This is a genomic window from Kitasatospora arboriphila, from assembly GCF_039528095.1.
Classification (GTDB): domain Bacteria; phylum Actinomycetota; class Actinomycetes; order Streptomycetales; family Streptomycetaceae; genus Kitasatospora; species Kitasatospora arboriphila.
The window spans coordinates 22,726-38,394 of sequence record NZ_BAAALD010000071.1; the positions used below are offsets into that span (position 1 = coordinate 22,726).

General features: G+C 70.6%; 13 protein-coding genes and 1 pseudogene. 9 read left to right on the forward strand and 5 right to left on the reverse strand.

The genetic code is table 11. From position 1 onward, the window contains the following. On the forward strand, nt 1-1,600 hold a 1,600-nt coding region (locus ABD353_RS28630; RefSeq protein ID WP_344626582.1), incomplete at its 5' end, for a hypothetical protein. A 200-nt stretch (nt 1,601-1,800) separates the two neighbouring features. Beyond that, complete coding sequence (locus ABD353_RS28635) at nt 1,801-3,111, forward strand: endonuclease domain-containing protein (RefSeq protein WP_344626583.1); 1,311 nt, start codon at nt 1,801-1,803, stop codon at nt 3,109-3,111. A gap of 40 nt (nt 3,112-3,151) precedes the next feature. On the opposite strand, the gene ABD353_RS28640 is transcribed toward ABD353_RS28635, so the two are convergent. Beyond that, nucleotides 3,152-3,376: a hypothetical protein gene (locus ABD353_RS28640; RefSeq protein ID WP_344626584.1), complete on the reverse strand. Its 225-nt coding sequence runs from the start codon at nt 3,374-3,376 to the stop codon at nt 3,152-3,154. Nucleotides 3,377-3,565: 189 nt separating this feature from the next. Between ABD353_RS28640 and ABD353_RS28645 the strand changes: the two genes are divergently transcribed. The 3 genes from ABD353_RS28645 to ABD353_RS28655 all read left to right on the forward strand — a co-directional run bounded on the left by ABD353_RS28645 (nt 3,566) and on the right by ABD353_RS28655 (nt 6,442). Beyond that, nucleotides 3,566-4,681, forward strand: coding sequence for a hypothetical protein (locus ABD353_RS28645; protein WP_344626585.1), 1,116 nt, complete (start codon nt 3,566-3,568; stop codon nt 4,679-4,681). A gap of 16 nt (nt 4,682-4,697) precedes the next feature. Continuing rightward, nucleotides 4,698-5,492 (forward strand): DUF5677 domain-containing protein, encoded by a 795-nt coding sequence (locus ABD353_RS28650; protein WP_344626586.1) that lies wholly within the window; start codon nt 4,698-4,700, stop codon nt 5,490-5,492. A 110-nt stretch (nt 5,493-5,602) separates the two neighbouring features. Further along, a complete protein-coding gene (locus tag ABD353_RS28655; protein ID WP_344626587.1) occupies nt 5,603-6,442 on the forward strand; it encodes a hypothetical protein in 840 nt (279 codons plus the stop codon). Between the two features lie 52 nt (nt 6,443-6,494). Here ABD353_RS28655 and ABD353_RS28660 read toward each other — a convergent pair whose 3' ends face one another. Further along, nucleotides 6,495-6,863 (reverse strand): hypothetical protein, encoded by a 369-nt coding sequence (locus tag ABD353_RS28660; RefSeq protein WP_344626588.1) that lies wholly within the window; start codon nt 6,861-6,863, stop codon nt 6,495-6,497. Between the two features lie 323 nt (nt 6,864-7,186). Between ABD353_RS28660 and ABD353_RS28665 the strand changes: the two genes are divergently transcribed. Continuing rightward, on the forward strand, nt 7,187-7,957 hold the full coding sequence (locus ABD353_RS28665) for a hypothetical protein (protein ID WP_344626589.1): 771 nt from the start codon (nt 7,187-7,189) through the stop codon (nt 7,955-7,957). 868 nt (nt 7,958-8,825) lie between these two features. Then, nucleotides 8,826-9,014: pseudogene (locus ABD353_RS28670) on the forward strand (cold-shock protein); the annotation flags it as partial. Between the two features lie 136 nt (nt 9,015-9,150). Here ABD353_RS28670 and ABD353_RS28675 read toward each other — a convergent pair. The 3 genes from ABD353_RS28675 to ABD353_RS28685 form a co-directional block, all read right to left on the reverse strand. After that, nucleotides 9,151-9,795 carry a hypothetical protein gene (locus tag ABD353_RS28675; RefSeq protein ID WP_344626590.1) on the reverse strand — a complete coding sequence of 215 codons (645 nt, stop codon included), beginning with the start codon at nt 9,793-9,795 and terminating at the stop codon, nt 9,151-9,153. A gap of 2 nt (nt 9,796-9,797) precedes the next feature. Further along, entirely contained in the window at nt 9,798-10,304 is a 507-nt protein-coding gene (locus tag ABD353_RS28680; RefSeq protein ID WP_344626591.1) for a hypothetical protein, read from the reverse strand. Between the two features lie 511 nt (nt 10,305-10,815). Further along, complete coding sequence (locus ABD353_RS28685; RefSeq protein ID WP_344626592.1) at nt 10,816-11,367, reverse strand: hypothetical protein; 552 nt, start codon at nt 11,365-11,367, stop codon at nt 10,816-10,818. 616 nt (nt 11,368-11,983) lie between these two features. Here ABD353_RS28685 and ABD353_RS28690 point away from each other — a divergent pair. After that, nucleotides 11,984-12,304 (forward strand): trypco2 family protein, encoded by a 321-nt coding sequence (locus ABD353_RS28690; protein WP_344626593.1) that lies wholly within the window; start codon nt 11,984-11,986, stop codon nt 12,302-12,304. A gap of 74 nt (nt 12,305-12,378) precedes the next feature. Continuing rightward, nucleotides 12,379-15,669: NACHT domain-containing protein (locus ABD353_RS28695; RefSeq protein WP_344626594.1), on the forward strand; the 3,291-nt coding region annotated here is incomplete at its 3' end.

Genomic DNA, 15,669 nt, shown 5'->3' on the forward strand with positions numbered 1-15,669 from the left:
AGACGGGGACGATGGCGCGGTGCGGCTGCTGGGCGCGCACATCACCGGCCAGCTCGACCTGGCCGGCGCCAAGCTGACCAACAAGACGGGCCCGGCCCTGCACGCCGACGGCCTGCAGGTCGACAGCGAAACGTTCCTCACCGACCTGACGGCTGTCGGAGACGGGGACGATGGCGCGGTGCGGCTGCTGGGCGCGCACATCACCGGCCAGCTCGACCTGACCGGCACCAACCTGACCAACAAGACGGGCCCGGCCCTGCACGCCGACCGACTGCGAGTCGACAGCGAAACGTTCCTCACCGACCTGACGGCTGTCGGGGGCGGGGAAAAGGGCGTGGTGCGGCTGCTGGGCGCGCACATCACCGGCCAGCTCAACCTGGCCGGCGCCAAGCTGATCAACAAGACGGGCCCGGCCCTGGCCGCCGACGGCCTGCGAGTCGACGAGGGCGCTTCCATGGCCGACCTGACGGCTGTCGGGGGCGGGAACAATGGCGTGGTGCGGCTGCTGGGCGCGCACATCACCGGCCAGCTCAACCTGGCCGGCGCCAAGCTGATCAACAAGACGGGCCCGGCCCTGGCCGCCGACGGCCTGCGAGTCGACGAGGGCGCTTCCATGGCCGACCTGACGGCTGTCGGGGGCGGGAACAATGGCGTGGTGCGGCTGCTGGGCGCGCACATCACCGGCCAGCTCAACCTGACCGGCGCCAACCTGATCAACAAGACGGGCCCGGCCCTGGCCGCCGACCGACTGCGGGTCGACAGCGACGTATCCTTGGCCAACCTGACGATTGCTGTCCACGGAAAGTACGGTGCGGTGGGGCTGGCGGGCGCGCACATCCGTGGCGGCCTGGCAGTCAGTGGGTTTGTGGCCATCGAAGGCGCTGACCGGGTAGCTCTGGACCTGCGCAATGCCAAGGTGGAAGGACTCGTCCGAGTATGGGGCGATGAGTTCTGGCAGAGGATGTTCATCAGGCCGGATAGTGAGCAGCCGAAGGTGTGGCTGGACGGATTTACCTACTCCGCCCCGCCTGAAACACCTGGCCCTGATACGTGGCTTCGGGTGCTGCGGCAGTGCATGCCCCAATACGCTCCTCAGCCGTACCAACAGCTGGCCAAGGTCTATCGGGACGCCGGGGATGAACCGCGGGCAAAGACTGCGCTCATCGCCCAGCAGGACGCCTTCGGTGAGGCCCTCAGCCAAGACGATGCTCGTCGTTTAGGAGCCAGGGCCTGGCACTCGGTCACCCGGGTGACAGTGCTTTACGGCTACCGACCCACTCGCGCTCTCTGGTTCCTCCTTGCTGTCCTAGTCGCATCCTGCGCTCTCATGCTCATCGCGGACACCCAAGGATGGTTGGTACATCCAAAGGCCCGGGACGACAACCGCGGTCACTGTGGCGTGGTGGAGAGCACCGGGACCGCTCTGGACCGCACCGTGCCTCTCCTCGGATTCACTGTGGCCGGCCGCTGTGAACTGACCAACACCACAGGGGCTCAGTGGGTCTTCGTGGGGAGCCTGCTCCTGCAGATCTTGAGCTGGGTCTTCATCACCCTCTTCGTCGCCGGATTTACCGGCATCGTTCGGAAACCAAGCGCCTAACAACCCCATACCCGCCGACGGCATCAGCCCCTGCGGCATGTCGGCCCCACGCACCGCCCCTCACCGCGGCCTTCTGCAAGATCCTCTCGACAGCCGGAGTGATCCGGGATCCCGCGTACAGTTCCCCCGTGGAGCAGCCTGACCCTTATGCCGTCTTGCAGGAGTGGCTTGCCGCTGGCCGCGGCAAGCACGGTCGTGCGTTGCAGGGCACGACGCCGATCCGGTACGGCGCGGACGTCCGGGACTGGCTGCACTTCACCGAGGAGACGACCGGCATCGGTGCGTGGCAGGCGACCGAGGACACCGCGAAGACCTGGGCGTACGCGCCGGCGCTGCGGCCGCCGCCGCAGGGCGAGCCGTCCCGGCGGCCGCTGGCGCCCCGGGTCTCGCTGCACAATCCGGCCCGGCGGCTGGCCGCGCTGTCGGCGTTCTACGCCTTCGCCGCGGCGGCCGGGCACATCGCGGAGCCGCCGTTCAACGCCGCGACGCTGCGGCCGGCGCCGACCGCGCTGCCCCGCACCGCGCCGCTGTCCCTGGAGCAGGCCGCCGCGATGCTGTGTGCGGCCGACGACCTGGTGCCCGGGCGGCAGCGCCGCGGCCCGTACGAGGTCGCGCCGCACCGGGACCGGCTGCTGGTCTACCTGCTGCTGGACGGCCTGCGGCCGCGGCAGGCGGTCGGCATCGACCTGGAGGACCTGCACGAGGAGGACCCGCACCGGCGGGTGCGGATCCTGACCTGCCCGGCGCCGAAGGGCGACGGCACGATTCAGCACCAGCCGGCCCGCGAGGTGTGGCAGGCCATCGCCGACTACCTGCCGCACCGCGTCGAGGGCCAGGACCCCGCCACCGGACGGCGCCCGCTGCTCACCAGCCGCAACGGCCGGCGCCTGGACCCGAACACGATGCCCGGCCGGATCGTGAAGGCCGTCGCCGCCCGCGCACCGGAGCTCATCTTCGAGCCGAACACGATCACCCCCGACCGCCTCGCCCTCGCCCCCGACGTCCTCCTCGACCACCCACTCCCCCGCCCGGCCGCGGACGGCTGGGCACCGGCAGCCGCCGCGCCCATCGAGCGGCTCCGCCTGGACCTGCAGCACGCCCTGGAGGCGGGGCCGCTGTGCGCGGCGGCCGACTGCCCCGCCGACTGCGCGCGGTGCGCGGCCCGGAGGGCGGTCTGGTCGCTGTGGGAGCAGCGGTGGACGGACTACCAGCCGCCCTACCTCGCCTGGGACGTCCCGCCCTACGACCACCGGCAGCGCCCGGCAGAGCGGCTGCTGGAATTCCACCGCGGCCGGTGCGCGATCTGCGGCCAGACCACGGCGCCCGGCAGGCCCGACCACGGCGAAGACCACGACCCCGCCACAGGGCTGACCCGCGGTCTGCTCTGCCACCACTGCCGTCCGCAGGCCGAGACCGGCGCGGCCCCGTTCTGGGTGCGCTACCACCAGCACCCGCCAGCTGCAGTCCTCGGTCTCGAACTGCGCTACCCCTCTCTGCCCAACGACCGATGATCACTGGACTGCAAGACGGGTTCGCCGTGACTGGGTGGGCTCAGGGCGCGACGCGGCGGTTGACGGAGAGCAGCCCGACCCAGAGTGTGCCGCTGGCTCCGAACAGGGCCACCCACGCGTCTGCCGGCATGTCGGTACCCACCGCCAGGAGGGCAATGCTTGCCGTCCCGGTCACGGCCGTCAGCGCACCGGCCATGATCTGCGCGGTTCGAAGCCACCCGGGGGCGCTGGCAGAGGTCCTGGGGGCAGGGTCGGACTTGGGCATGACGGTTCCTCCCGCTGATGGGGTTGAGCTGCACGAATTGGCTCGGCAGCCAGTACGGCGACGCTACGGTCAGGGGGAGGTGATCCAGTAGATACACGAATCGGCCTGATTGCCAAAGGGGTGGATGTGCGCGTCGTTGAGTGCCCGCGAGCCGAACCGTCGCCGGGCTGCGAAGACGGGCATGTGCACGTGCTGGACGTCGACCGCTACGAAGCGTGGGCCGTGACCATCGGATTCCGCCAGGGCCCGACAGGCCTTCCTCATGCCGCATTCCTCCGCCTGTCCCCCTCCGCCCTAGCGGACCGGCAGGGCGCGCTGAATGACGTCCTTGTTGATCAGATCGACTGGCCACGGGTCTTTGCCATTGCCACGGCTCGGCACCTTCTTGGTGCCGACGCGGCCGCCGAACTCAACCGGGACTGGTGTATACGGCCGAGGGAAGGCAGTGCCGGGTTCTCCCGCCTCGTCGCCGCCTTGCACCGGCGGTCGGTGGCCAGCTACCTGCCGTCTCGCCAGGCCCTGGCCCGCATCCTCGACCGGGGGGTGGATCGCGTTGACGACTTCGTGCGGGAGGCTCGAAATGGAGGCCACCTGGCGCCTCATGATCCGAAGCTCACCTACCGCTCCCAACCCGCGCCATCTGAAATAGAGCACCCCGCTCTCACCCTGAGTCCGGAGATGCCCCCGCAATGTGAGGTGCGTAGATCTACAACGAGGGCTGTCCTGCGCGATCTCCCCGGGTGCCGGAACTTCGACTTCCACGTTGCCGTGCGGTCCGGCCTGCCCGATGAGTCCGTTCCAGCCCGGTACCAGTGCGGTCCCCCATCGGGGGGCAGCGTCTTGCCCTGGATGCTTGAGGTCCGACCCGCGATGTGGCATACAGGCGGCGTCGAGGCGGCACTGACATCAAAAATCATCCGCGAGCTGCCGATGAAACTGGTGCTTGCCCTTGGGCCCGAGGTGCAGCTCGGGCACCTCGCCACCGTCATAGCGATGCAGTTGTCGCAGATCCTGCCCCAACGCGGCCACGAGCACCTCAAGGCGGTGGCCGACGTCCATCGCTTCGCGCTGCGGCAGTCCGCCAAACCCCATGACATCGTCGCCCAAACGTGGCGCGTCGACCGCCGCACAGCCCAAGAGTGGTCCCGCAAGGCTCGCCGTGCCGGGCTGCTCGGCGACCGCGCCACCGAGCTTGCAGCACTCCGCCTGCCGCCCGCGGATTCGGAGCCCTCGGTCGGGACGCCCCAGGCGCCAAACGACCGCCGCGGCTGTCCGTCAAACTCGGTCGAATCGGACATCCATTGACGCTACAGTCCCGCCCATGACGAACCTGACGAACGACCAGAACGGCGCCGCAATAGCCCGTGCGACGGCCACCAATCTCATCAAGGCGGCCGAGGACGCGATCGCCAGCGGCGTGCGCGTCGCCGCGGACAAGGCCGCCGTCTTCGGCGCGGTCTACAGCTGGTGGCGCCTGGTCTGCCGTACCTCCGAGGCCGTTCTCCTGCTGACCGAGCGCGACTTCACCGCGGAGGTCGCCCCGCTCGTGCGCAACATCTTCAACCACACCTACGCCATCAACTGGATGGTCGACAACGGTGACGCCGCCATCGACGCGCTCGCCGACCGCGACCTCGCCGACCGCGAGAAGCTCTGCCGGAAGCTGGAGGCAACCGGCTGGACGCGGGCCGCCGAGTTCCGGGCCGAACTGGACCAGGTGGTCGCCTCTCAGCCCGCTGCTCCGGCTCGCACACCCGCCGAGCAGACGCACCACGAGAAGCTCGCCTACGAGCTCGGCAACGTCTTCGAGATGCTCGACCGTTACGGCTCTGGAGACCTTTACCCGGTCTACTCGCACCTGTCCTCGCTGTCGCACACCACCGGCCTGACCGCTCGTCTATACCTGGAGCAGCTGAACGATGGCTCCGTGCAGATCCGGCGCACAGCCGTCGAGATCGGCCACGCCGACGTCATCCAGTCCGCCCTCGCCCTCCTGCAGGCGGCCAGCGTGGTCAGCCCTCTCCTCGACGGCGACCCGATGCGTGCCGCCATCGACCAGGCGGTCGCCGACCTCGGCCTGGAGAACGTCCAGCTGCTGCCGACCCGCGTGAAGTAGAGGCACGCTCCTGTCGAGCGCGGTGACCGCCGGCCGCCGCGCTCTGCATCTCCCCAGCGAATCCCCGACTTCTCCCCTCATAGTTATGGTGTGCACCATAAACTGACGGCGTGACTGCTACCGCTGCCGCCATGGCGACCGACACCGGAACCGACCACGGCTCCACGATCATCCGCGCCCTGGAGGGCGCCTGGGACGCGATCCGCCGCCACCACCCGGACCTGCCCGGCGTGGTGATGGTGACCGGGCACGGCCGCACCCCCGGAGACGACGCCGTGACCTGGGGCCACCACTGGCCGGGCCGCTGGACCGCGGCCGACGGCAGCGCGGTACGGCCCGAGCTCTTCGCGGGCGGCGAACTCCTCGCCCTCGGCAGCCGCCGCATCATGCAGACCCTGCTCCACGAAGCCGCCCACGCGCTGGCGACCGTACGGGGCATCAAGGACACCTCCACCGGCGGCCGCTACCACAACCGGGAGTTCGCCAAGCTCGCCTCCGCGCTCGGCCTCCAGCCGCCGGCCCGCCCCGACGAGCAGCGGCGCGGCTTCAGCAACTGCTCGATCACCGACGAGACCATCACCCGGTACGCGAAGGCGATCTCGGCGCTCGACTCGACGGTCGGCCACCGGATCGAGGACCCGGTCGCGCGTCTGATCGCCTCCCAGGCCTCGCTCCCCGAAGAGACGCTCCCGCCGGTCGTGGAGCTGCGCCCGGGCGCGATCGGCACCGACCTTCCGGCCCGGCCCGAGCCGGCGCGCCGCACCACCGTCCCGCGCACCGGCCGGCGCCTGGCGGTGGTGTGCCGGTGTGCCAGTCACCAGGTCCGTGACGCCCACGGCGGCTCGCGGACGGTGGAGGGCCCGCGCCGGATCCAGGCGACGCCGGGCCTGCTCGACGGCGGCCCGGTCCTGTGCGGGGTGTGCAACGCCGCCTTCGAGCCGGAGAACTGACCCCACCACGACGCCCCGGGCCGTCCGCCCGGGGCGTCGCGCGTCGTCCCGGTCAGCCGTGGAAGGAGACTTCGAGTTCGAACTTTCCTCCGAGGCCGTCGATACGGCTCCGGAAGAGGGCGCGGGTCATGTTGTCGTCGAAGAGCGTGACCTTCCAGACGTCCTCCTCCGAGGGGTGCGGAATCTCGACGAGGTGCTTGTAGTTGAGGAAGCCGTCGGGATTTCCGTGTTCGTCGAATCTCCTGGTCCCCAACTCGACCGACAGCGTCTGGATCGGCAACGTCACGTTGATGTTGACGAATTCTCCGTCGCCGATGTGCCCCTCCCAGACCTCCTCCCCGTCCACACGGAGGATGATCGATCGCTGACCATGGCCCTCCATGGCCGGCGCGAACACGCTCTCGAACTTGATCTTCGTCATCACGCGCTCCACGTTCCGCTGGACGCCGCCCCCTCCGTTCACGTTCCCCCCGGTCATCCCTCCCGGCAACTCGCGATCCGCCTGCGACGCATCGCCCGCTTGCCTCCCGAAATGGTTGAACGCGTTGCCGCCCCACCCTCAGCCCGTACGACGCGGCCAGGGCTACACCCTGCGCGTCACCACCGCCCCCGCCGTCCACCTGCAGCCGACCGTCCGGCCCCGCGGCTTGTCCGAGCCGTGGGCATATTGGTCCCCGCCGGCACCTCCGGCACCCGATCCGTGAGCTTCGAGAGGAGTCACCGTGCTGTTCGCCGGCCGCTCGCGTGGAGCTGTCACCGCCGTGGTCGACCCCGGCCGTGCCGAAGGCGGTGCTGGAGACGGTGCACCGGCTCGCCCGGGAATGCCCCGAGGCGCTGCGCGAGCCGGGATCGGCGCTGCCGTGGCCGGCCGCCTACGAGATGGACCGGGTGCCGGGCGCGCTGAAGGGCGCCGACCTGTTCTTCGCCGCGGCGCTCGCGAGCTCTCCCGTCTCGTACTTGATCATGATGGGTATGCAGAAGGCCCAGGGCGTGGACCCCGTCTCCCTGGGCGGCTTCGCGACGGGCGCCGTCTACGTCTACCTGGTGCTCGGCCTCCTGATCGCCGCGGTCGCGTGGCTGCAGGTCCACATTCCCGGCGGGAGGCGCGCGGTCGAGAAGGACCTCGCGGCCGCGCAGGGCCGCTACCTCCTGCACGGGACGGACATCCACGGCGACGACCTGAAGATTCTCAAGCGGGCGCAGGACGCGGTGAACTCCGCGTTGGAGGCGGCGCGGTTCACTCGCGGCGTCGAGCTGCAGCGCTGGGACGCGTTCGCCGCCGCCATCTGGTCGGTGGCCCAGGGGCTGGCGGCCGACGAACCGCAGGGCGATGCGTGGGCCATGGTCATCGCCATCGAGGAATACGCCGAACTGCTCGCGCAGGCCAACGACATCTGGCAGCGGGAGCTGGACGCCAAGACCTGGCGCCCGGAAGCCGCCTCGCCCGCCCTGGGCAAGGCCGTCAAGGCGGCCAACCACGCCGGCGCCAGCGCCGTCGCCCTGGCCACCGGCTGAACCAACCGCGTCGAAGCGTGCGTGTGCCCGGCCCGAGAGGCCGGGCACACGCATGTTGTGGGCGGCCGTCCGGCCGCGTCAGCCGGGCTCATTGCCAGCGGGGCCCGCGGGATGCCTGCTCCCATGAGCAGAACCAACCCATCTGCACCTTCAAACGGTCAGTTAGTACAACGGGCTGAAGGCCGCGGTCGACAGACTCCGAAAAGGGAGGGATTAGCTCCGTTTCTCGTTCCGTCCCGCCTCGTCCCGCTGTCCACAACTGTCCACTCCGGCAGGCGGCGCCTGCATTCTCCTCTCATGGGCATCATTAACGAGGTCATCGCCGGCCTGATCCTCGCTGGGATCCTGGGCCTCTTCAACTGGTCCCGAGCGCGGTGGCTACGGCGGGGCGCGCTACGTCGTATCCGGGCGCGGTTGGACGGCCGTCGACGGGCAGCCACGGAGCAGGGGACGAAGGGGGACACCAATGGGCCGCGCGGGCAGTGTTAGGAGGGCCGACCTGCCGGTAGGGGCGCGGCGTGAACTCAACGAGGCCTTGCACGAGCTCCATCGGCGGGCCGGCTTTCCATCCGCTCGCGCGATTGGCGACGTGGCGGGCCTGGGCCATACGACCGCGCACAAGGTGTTCGCGAACCGGAAGGTTCAAAGCCGTAACAATGTCATGGCCGTCGCCGACGCCCTGACCCTCCGGGTCCGCGATTGGGGCAAAGGCGTCGACCCGGATCGGGCGCTTGACGATGCACTTAACCGAATCGAGGAGCTGTGGCAGAAGGCTCGCGCCGAAGAGGACGCCCTCTATGACGAAATCCCGCCCGAGCTCACCCCTTCCCCAGCCGAAATCACGGCCTACGAGACCGCGCTCCGCGCACTGTCCGGCACCGTTCTATGGTACAACGACGCGAAGGGATTCGGTTTTATCACTGCCGACGCGGGCTTTACGGTCTTCGTGCATCACGTCGATATTGAGACCGACGGATTTCGCACGTTGGCGGAGGGTCAGCGAGTCGAATACGCACTTAGGCATACTCCGAAAGGAATGAGGGCCGAGGGAGTCAGGCATTCTCGGCGACTTCCTGCCGCTGCCCCATTTGACCACGAGCGGCCCGGCGAGGACAGCAAGACCGTCCGCCACCCGGCCTGGCGCCTGCGCCGACCGTGAGGAAGCCGGGTGGCGGACAGGAGTCCCGGAGCCTTCACGGGATGACAAAGACATTGGCCAAGTCCTCGATGGCGCGTTTGTCGAGGGTGCCGCCGGGCTCCTGCAGGAGCTGCAGAGCGATGGCCTCGACCGCGGACCACTGCGGGGCCAGCAGCTGCCGGGCCCGGGCGCACGCGGAGTCCCAGCCGCCGTGGTGCTCGACGTACGGGAGGTCCGCCCGCTCGGCGGCGGCCGCGAGGCGGCGGCGGTCGTCGGCGGCCGACATCTCGACCGCCCACGCCGCGGCGTCGCTCCACCGGCCGGTGTGCAGCAGCCAGCGCTGGGCGGCGACTTCGCCGGCCGCGAGGATCGGGCCCGCCAGCTCCCAGGCCTCCGGGAGGTGGAGCTCGGTGCCGCCGCCCAGTCCGGCGACCTGGTCGTCGCCGGGAGCGAGCCAGATCCGCGCGACCGGCACCCCGGCGGCCAAGGCAGCGACGACGTGGCCGGCCTCGTGGTGGGCGCGGTGCTCGCGGCGCGCGCCCGGCCAGTCCAGCGGCGCGTCGATCTGGTCCTGCCCGGACAGGTGCGCGGGCTGCGGGGCGCGGCTCCAGTACCCGGCGTTGAAGACCCAGCGGAGCCCCGGCGCGGCCGGGCCCGCGCCGTGATGGGCCGCCGAGGGCGGCCGGCCGGTTGCGGTCACGGCTACCGCCCGCCATCGGGTTCCGAAGTTGGGGCGGCAGTCCACAGGCCGGCTGACCCGTCGGCGCGCTTCTTGTCGCGTCGCTGGAGTTCGGTGACGGTGCGGCGGACCTTGCGGCGGACGCGTTCGCCGAAGGCCTCGGGCTGCTCGGCGCCAGCGTGCTCGGCGGCCTCGGTCCAGGTGGTGACGCCGGGGTGGCCGAGGGCGAGGACGACGGCACGTTCGGCCGGTGCGAGCCGGTCGAGGACGGCGGCGAGGCGCCGGTCTCCGGGGGCCTGGTCGAGCAGCGGATCGTCGGGCAGGTGCCTGTCCGCGAGCAGGTCCCGCAGTGTGCCGCCGCCGACCGCGGGCGTCTCCAGCAACATCACTCGCCGGTTGCCGTACGTCCGCCGCTGCCACAGTGGCACCAGCTGCGAGTGGATCGTCCTGGCCTCCGCACGCAGGTGAGCGAGCGAGACGTGGACCAGCGGACTTCCGTCGGCGTACGGGGTGAACCAGTCGCCGAGCAATGCTGTGCAAACGGCTTCGCCCCACCGCGCGCTGCGTCGCACCCCCAACACGACCCGTCCGAACCGCGCCAGGTGGTCTAGGTCGACCGCGGACATCGCAAGCTCGCGGGCCGCGACGGCGGTCGGCACCCACCCCCATGGCGAGGTGATGTCCTCCGGAGCCGGAAGGTCCAGCGTGCGGCGCAGGCCCCGGCCCCAGATGTGCGCCCGCCTCCAGGTCGTCCACTGGTCATCGCCGCCAACAACTGGGTATCGCAGCGATGACTGGAGGGCGCTGTAGCCCTGTTCGCCGCCGGGGCGGAGTGTGGACGGGGCGGTCATCGAGCATCCTCCGTGGCCACGTCCAACGGGGGAGCCTCCGGCGCGGGGGCGGTCCTCGCGAGCTGGCAGCGAAGCGCTCGGGCCCGGCGTGCGCTCTGGGCCTTCCGGGCGGTCCAGGCGCCGAGTGCGAGTGCGCCAGCGGCAGCCAGGGCGCCGAGGGTCTCGGCAGCGGCCTGCAGCAGGAAGTTCGTCATCGGGCACCCCCGATGAGGGCAGGGCTCCACAGGCCGGTCGGCCCTGCGGCACGCTGTCCGTCGCGGCGTTGGAGTTCGGTGACGGTGCGGCGGACCTTGCGGCGGACGCGTTCGCCGAAGGCCTCGGGCTGCTCGGCGCCGGCGTGCTCGGCGGCCTCGGTCCAGGTGGTGACGCCGGGGTGGCCGAGGGCGAGGACGACGGCACGTTCGGCCGGTGCGAGCCGGTCGAGGACGGCGGCGAGGCGCCGGTCTCCGGGGGCCTGGTCGAGCAGCGGATCGTCGGGCAGGTGCCGGTCGGCGAGCAGGTCCCGCAGTGTGCCGCCGCCGACCGAGGGCTTCTCCAGCAGCAGAAGCCGCCGGTTGCCGTAGGTGCGCCGCTGCCACAGTGGCACCAATTGCCGGTGGATCGTCCTCGCTTCCCACCGCAAGGGGTCCAGCGAGGCCCATCCTGGGAAGTCGGTGTACGGCAGTGAGATCCAGTCGCTGCCGAGCAGTGCGGTGGAGACGGCCTCGGTCCACCGTGCGCTGCACCTGAAGCCCAAGACCATCCGGCCGAACCTTTCCAGGTCGGCCGTGGTGATGGTCCCCTGTATCACGGCCTCCCGGGCGTAGACGGCAATCTGGTCGCCCGGCGCAAAGAGGCCCTTCGTCGGGCCAAGGTAGAGGCGCAGCCTGTTGAGGGACTGGTTGGTCCCGGAGAACGATTCACCGTGGTGCGGGACATTGGGGCGGGCAGTGGGGCGCATGGTCATCGGGTGTTCCTCCGTGCAGAGCAGCTTCACCCTTCGGGCGCGGGAGAGTGCCGGACCGACAAAGAATCTTGCCGCGCATGAAGTGATCCGCGTCACATAACCTGATGGCCCGTTCCGTCAGGCTGAGGCTGCGTCGCGCCGGTCAAGTAGGGCCTCGACAGCGGCCACTGCGGCGAGCGCGTCCGGGGTGGCCGCGAGCAGCCGTCCGCTGCCGCAGGCGTGCCGGTGCAGGGCGCGGACGGCAGCGCTGATGCAGCGGTGCAGCTCGGCCGGGAGTTCCGTCCTCGAGCTCGGCGGCCAGCTCCTCCAGCCAGAACGCGATGTCTTCGTCCGCGTGGGGGAGTTCCGTTTCGGGTTCGCCTGCTGACGGTGCGTCGGTTGTCCTACGGTGAAGTCCCATAGCGTGAACGGCTTGGAGGGCAACGTGGCGGAAGCGTGGGCGGAGTTGGGCGAGACGGTCAGCGCAATCCGATCGCAGCTGCAGCAGGCCATGGACGAGAGCGTCGGCGAGTCGCTGCGGTTTCGAGCCGGCCCGGTGGAACTGGAGTTCACCGTCGAGGTTCGCAAGGAGGGCGAGGCCAAGGCGAAGGTCTTCGTGTTGCCCTGGTCGGCAGAGGCCCGCGCGGCGGTGAGTGCTGATGCGATCCACCGCATCAAGTTCACGATGCAGCCCGTCGACGGCGCTGGCGCGGACGCGCTCATCAGCTCAGAGGAAGATCAGCGGCCGTCCTGAGTCCCTCATCCAGGCACTGGTTGGCGGGGTGAGGGATGGATCCGGCACGTGTCGTTGAGGTGTGGGCTCCCGGGGTGAAGCAGGCGGGCAGTGGGTACCTTCTCACCGATCGTCTGGTGCTGACGTCGTACCACGGGGTTCGGGGCCTGCCCCGCGGGGAGCGGGTTGAGGTCAGGCCACTGGAAGTCCCGCAGCGCACCGGTTGGCTGGCGGCGACGCTGTCCTGGCCGCACGAGGCTGTGGACCTGGAGGCTTTCCCGGAACACGATGCCGCGCTGCTGGTGATCGACGACCCGCCCGGCGGGCCGGGCTCGCTTGTGGGCGCGGTGCGGTTCGGCCAGGTCGCCGGGCACGATCGGATCCCCTGCAAGGGGCTGGGTTTCCCCAACGCGGAGAAGCACCCCGGCAACCGCCGCGACACTATGCCGGTCCGGGGCCACATCGATGCCCTGCAGGCACGCAAGTCGGGCCTGCTGACCGTGCACGTCGACGAGGGCATTGTGCCCCGCCGCCAGTCAAGCGGTTCGGGGTGGGCGGGCGCCTCCGGAACCGCCCTGTTCTGCGAGTCGCTGCTGGTCGGGGTCCTCGCCACCGACCGGAACATCGCGGACGACGCCAGCGTCCTGCGCGCGGTCCCCATCACCGCTCTCGCCGGCCTGCCCGGCTTCCGCGATGCCCTCGCCGCCCACGGTCTGGACCTCCAGCTCGAACAGGCCAGCCCTGCGGCACAGCAACTGTCCGCCTACCTGACCGCCGCCTACTACGCCGCCACCCGGCACCCCTACGCCGGCGTGCTGCCCGGCACCACACCACCCCTGGCCGCCGTCTACCTGCGCCAGCAGATCCGCCGCATCGAAACGCAAGCCCCGGGCCCCGGCGCTCCTATAGCAGCTGAGGCCGTGCCCGCCGACGACATCCTCACCGACCCGCCGCCGACGTGCGTGATCATCTCCGGCCCCGGCGGCGGCAAATCCAGCCTCCTGCGCACCCGCCTCGGCGACGGCGTCAAACGCTGGCAGAACGGCCACCACGAGGAACTGCTGCCGGTCCTGGTCCACGCCGCCGAACTGGCCGAGCACACCCTGACCGACGCCCTCATGGTCGCCGCCTCTGACGGCCTGCCGGCTCCCCTGCCGCAGGCGCTCTTCCGCTTCCCGCCGCGGCCCGGCGGGCGCTGGCTGGTACTTCTGGACGGCCTGGATGAGGTCCCCGACCCGGCCCACCGCAAGAACATCCTGCACAAGGTGGCCGTGGCCACCACCGGCGAGCACGCCCACCTGTACCGGTTCGTCATCGCCACCCGCCCCCTGCCTGACAAGGAACTCGACGCACTCGGCGAGGGCGTGCGCCGCTACGACCTCGAACCCTTCGCCCACGGCGAGCTGGAGACCGTCGCCCGCGCCTGGTTCCGGGCCTTCCCCTTGCCGGATCCCGCAGGCACCGCCCAGCGGTTCGCCCAGGAACTGCACCGCGGCAGACTAGCCGACCTGGCCCGCGTCCCGCTGATGGCCGCGATGCTCTGCCAACTCCACGCCGCCACAATCGACCAAGGCATGTCCGGCCCGCCCCTGCCATCCAGCCGCGGCCAGATCTACCGCGACTTCATCGCCCTGCTGCGGAAGAGTCAGCCCATCGCGCACACTGCCCGCTACCCCGGGCTGGAGCGCCATCCCGAAGCCCACGCCGGCGCCGAAACGGTGCTGGCCAGCCTTCAGGATCTCATCGCCCGCCTCGCCGCCCAACGCCAAACCGGAAACGATCTCCCCGCGCTCACCATCATTCAGGCCCAGCCCGAGGCCGCCTGCCCCGAAGACGTCAGAGAGGAGGACTGGCGCACCTTCCTGGAAGCTTCCCTACGCCGTAGCGGTCTGCTCACCGCACGGGGCGGCGACCTGGTCTTTCTTCACCAGACCCTCCAGGAGCACCTCGCCGCACGCCACCTAATGAGGGACCCGCGCACTCGCCGCAAGACCCTGCGCGACGTGTTCCACCAGCCCAGGAGGTACGGGCCTGGCCTTCCGGAGGAGGCCCTGCCGCTGGTGAGGGTCTGGGGGTGGAGGTACTGGGCGCCCCCAGCAGCCGACGCGTCCTATGTGGGTTTCCTCCTCGACGCAGCCCACCGCGAGGGGCTCACCGCGGGCAACCGATACCTCCACCGCTTGACCCGCGCAGGCTTCCCCGGCCTCCAAGCCATCGTCACCCTGCACGAACTGCGCACCACGATCTCCGAAGCGATCATCCGCACTGCCGGCAACCATCTGGCCAGCGTTGCCCTCGACACCAGCCTCCAGAGCACTCACCGGGGGTGGGCGGTCGAGATGCTGGTCGAGCTCGGCGACGGTCGCGGTGCCGGCGTGCTGCACGACTCCGCCCGCGACACCACCCTCGACGACGGCCACAGGGTGTGGGCGGCCGGGATGCTGGCCAGGCTCGGCGATGATCGAGGTGCCGACCTCCTGCAGGAACTCGCCCGCGACACCACCCTCGACGGCATCTTTCGGGTGTCGGCGGTCGTGAGGCTGGTCGGGCTCGGCGATGATCGAGGTGCCGACCTCCTGCAGGATCTCGCCCGCGACACCACCCTCGGCGACGTCCCCCGGGCGGAGGCGGGCAGGATCCTGGTCGAGCTCGGGGACGATCGCGGTGCCGACCTGCTACAGGATCTCGCCCGCGACACCACCCTCGGCGACTTCACCCGGGTGGATATGGCCGTGAGGCTGATCGAGCTCGGCGATGATCGCGGTAGCGACCTGCTGCAGGATCTCGCCCTCGGCACCACCCTCGACGACGACCACCGGGTGTGGGCGGTCGTGAGGCTGGTCGAGCTCGGGGACGATCGCGGCGCCGACCTACTGCACGACCTCGCCCGCGACACCACCCTCGACGGCATCCGCCGGGTGGAGGCGGGCAGGAGGCTGGCCAAGCTCGGCGACGATCGCGGCGCCGACCTCCTGCACGACCTCGCCCGCGACACCACCCTCGACGGCATCCGCCGGGTGGAGGCGGGCAGGAGGCTGGCCAAGCTCGGCGACGATCGCGGCGCCGACCTCCTGCACGACCTCGCCCGCGACACCACCCTCGACGGCATCCGCCGGATGTGGGCGGCCGAGTTGCTGGTCGAGTTCGGCGACGATCGCGGTGCCGACCTGCTGCAGGATCTTGCGCTCGACACCACGCTTGACGACGTCCCCCGGGTGGAGGCGGGCAGGAGGCTGGTCGGGCTCGGCGACGATCGCAGTGCCGGCGTGCTGCACGACCTCGCCCGCGACACCACCCTCCTCGATATCCGCCGGATGTGGGCGGCACGGAAGCTGGTCGGGCTCGGCGACGATCGCAGTGCCGGCGTGCTGCACGACCTCGCCCGC